Below are 2,893 nucleotides of genomic sequence, written 5' to 3'. Positions count from 1 at the left end.
GAGCGCCGTCGCGGCACGGGCGGAACCACGTCCGGGGTTGCCCGGGCCGGTCGGCGCCCACCGTTCACGGTGTGTTCCGCTGCCCGGCATGTGGCGCCGGTAGGAACGGAGGCCGGCCGGGCCGGTGGGGCGCGGCCCGGCACGGGAGGTTGGGTCGATGGCATACGGATCCGGGCGCGAGGTCGGACGACGGGCGGTCCTGCGGGGCTCGGCGGCGCTCGCGGCGGGCGGCGCGCTGCCCCTGGCCGCGGGCGCTCCGGCGCTGGCCCGCTCCGGCCGGCCGAGCGCGGACTGGGGCGTGCGGACCGGTGATGTGACGGCCACGTCGGGGCTGGTGTGGGTACGCTCGGACCGCAGGGCCCGCATGGTGGTGGAGACCTCGGCGACCGAGTCCTTCCGGAACGCCCGCCGCTGGGTGGGCCCGGTGCTCGGCCCGGACACCGACTTCACCGGCACGACGGCCCTGCGCGGGCTGCCGCCCGGCGAGCAGGTGCACTACCGGGTGCTGCTCGCCGACCCCGACGACCCGCGGCGGGCCGGCCGCCCGGTGTGCGGCACCTTCCGCACCGCCCCGGCGCACCGGCAGGACGTGCGGTTCGTGTGGTCCGGCGACCTCGCGGGACAGGGCTGGGGCATCAACCCCGACCGCGGCGGCTACCGCATCTTCGAGCGGATGCGCGCGCTGCGCCCGGACTTCTTCCTGTGCAGCGGCGACAACATCTACGCCGACAACCCGATCCCCGCGACCGTCGCGCTGCCGGACGGCGGCGTCTGGCGGAACGTCACCACCGAGGAGAAGGCGAAGGTGGCCGAAACCCTCGCCGAGTTCCGGGGAGCGTTCCGCTACAACCTGCTGGACGACAACCTGCGGCGCTTCAACGCCGAAGTGCCGGCGGTCGTCCAGTGGGACGACCACGAGGTGCACAACAACTGGTACCCGGGCCAGATCCTGGACGACGCCCGGTACACCGAGAAGCGGACCGACGTGCTCGCCGCGCGCTCGCTGCGGGCCTTCTCCGAGTACTTCCCGCTGTCCACGCTGCGCCCGGACGGCGACGGCCGGGTCTACCGGGTGCTGCGGCACGGCCCGCTGCTGGACGTCTTCGTGCTCGACATGCGCACGTTCCGGAACGCCAACTCGCCCGGCCGGCAGCCCGACGACGCACAAGGCATCCTGGGCGCCCGGCAGCTGGCCTGGCTCAAGCGGGAGCTGTCCCGCTCGCGCGCGGTGTGGAAGGTCATCGCGTCGGACATGCCGCTGGGGCTGGTGGTGGCGGACGGCCCGGCGAATGTCGAGGCGATCGCCCAGGGGGACCCGGGGGCGCCGCTCGGCAGGGAGCTCCAGATCGCCGAGTTGCTGCGGCACATCAAGCACCACCGGATCACCGGCACGCTGTGGCTGACGGCCGACGTGCACTACACCTCGGCCCAGCACTACGAGCCGGAGCGGGCCGCCTTCCAGGACTTCGCGCCGTTCTGGGAGTTCGTCTCGGGGCCGCTGAACGCCGGCGGCTTCCCGGCGGTGCGGCTGGACGGCACCTTCGGGCCCCGGCAGGTCTTCGTCAAGGCGCCGGCCACGGCGAACGTGCCGCCCGGGCAGGGCAGCCAGTTCTTCGGCGAGGTGTCCATCGACGCGGACGGCGGCGAGCTGACCGTACGCCTGAGGGACGAGGACGGCGCGGTGCTGTTCACCAAGGTGCTCCAACCGGGGCGTGTCGGACAGTGACGCGTCCGGCGGGTCGCGTGCCGCCCGTGCGATGGTGGGCACCGCAGCCCGAGTGGACACGGAAGGTGCGCAGCCATGGCCGAACAGGTGGACGTCGTCGTCATCGGCATGGGACCGGGCGGTGAGCACGCGGCCGGCCGGCTGGCCGACGCCGGGCTGAACGTGGTGGGCGTGGAGGCCGAGCTGGTCGGCGGCGAGTGTCCGTACTGGGCCTGTGTGCCGAGCAAGATGATGATCCGGGCCGGGAACCTGCTGGCGGAGGCGCGCCGCGTGCCCGGTATGGCCGGCGGGGCGCAGGTCGACGCCGACTGGGCCCCGGTGGCCGCCCGCATCCGCGACGAGGCCACCGACGACTGGAACGACCGGGCGGCCGCCGAGCGCTTCGCGGGCAAGGGCGGCCGTCTGGTGCGCGGGCACGGCCGGCTCGCGGGACCCGGGCGGGTCGAGGTGGGCGGCGAGGTGTTCGAGGCCCGCGTCGGGGTGGTGATCGCGACCGGTTCCCGCCCGCAGATCCCGCCCGTGCCGGGCCTGGCCGACGTGCCGTACTGGACGAACCGGGACGCCGTCGCGGCCAAGGAGGCGCCGCGCTCGCTGCTGGTGCTCGGTGGCGGCCCGATCGGGCTGGAACTCGGGCACGTCTACGCCCGCTTCGGCACCGCCGTCACCGTGGTCGAGGCCATGGACCGGCTGCTGCCGGGCGAGGAGCCGGAGGCTGGCGAGTTGCTCGCCGAGGTGCTGGACGCGGAGGGGCTCGCGCTGCGGACCGCGGCGCGCGCCGGCGCCGTGCGGCACGACGGCGAGGTCTTCACCCTGGCGCTGGAGAGCGGGGAGGAGCTGACGGCCGAGCAGCTGCTGGTGGCCACGGGCCGCCGGGCCAACCTCTTCGACCTGGGGCTGGAGACGGTGGGCCTGGACCCCGCGGCCCGCTCGCTGGAGGTCGACGGCCGCATGCAGGCGGCGCCCGGGCTGTGGGCGGTGGGCGACGTCACCGGGCACGGCGCGTTCACCCACATGGCGATGTACGAGGCGGAGATCGTGGCCCGGGGTGTCCTGGGCGAGCCCGGGCCCGACGCGACCGCCTGATCATGAGCTCGTACGGGGCGTGGTTCTCGGCCTCGGTCAGCTGGCCGGAGCTGGAGTGGACCCATCGGACCGCGATGGGCCGGG

The 2,893-nt window shown here is 74.9% G+C and carries 2 protein-coding genes; both read left to right on the top strand.

What is annotated here, in order from left to right; genetic code table 11:
• The first annotated feature begins 157 nt into the window (after positions 1-157).
• Positions 158-1,726 (top strand): alkaline phosphatase D family protein, encoded by a 1,569-nt coding sequence (locus AB0K09_RS31915; protein WP_366068881.1) that lies wholly within the window; start codon positions 158-160, stop codon positions 1,724-1,726.
• A gap of 75 nt (positions 1,727-1,801) precedes the next feature.
• The gene (locus AB0K09_RS31910; protein ID WP_366068880.1) at positions 1,802-2,809 is read left to right on the top strand and encodes an NAD(P)/FAD-dependent oxidoreductase; all 1,008 of its coding nucleotides are present in this window, start codon (positions 1,802-1,804) and stop codon (positions 2,807-2,809) included.
• Positions 2,810-2,893: the final 84 nt, after the last annotated feature.

It is taken from the genome of Streptomyces sp. NPDC049577, from assembly GCF_040675635.1.
Taxonomy (GTDB): Bacteria; Actinomycetota; Actinomycetes; order Streptomycetales; family Streptomycetaceae; genus Streptomyces.
This window is presented reverse-complemented; position numbering and strand designations above follow the sequence as displayed.

Coding starts and splice junctions, on each gene's coding strand:
- AB0K09_RS31915 (WP_366068881.1), top strand. CDS start 158: ATGGCATACGGATCCGGGCGCGAGGTCGGACGACGGGCGGTCCTGCGG.
- AB0K09_RS31910 (WP_366068880.1), top strand. CDS start 1,802: ATGGCCGAACAGGTGGACGTCGTCGTCATCGGCATGGGACCGGGCGGT.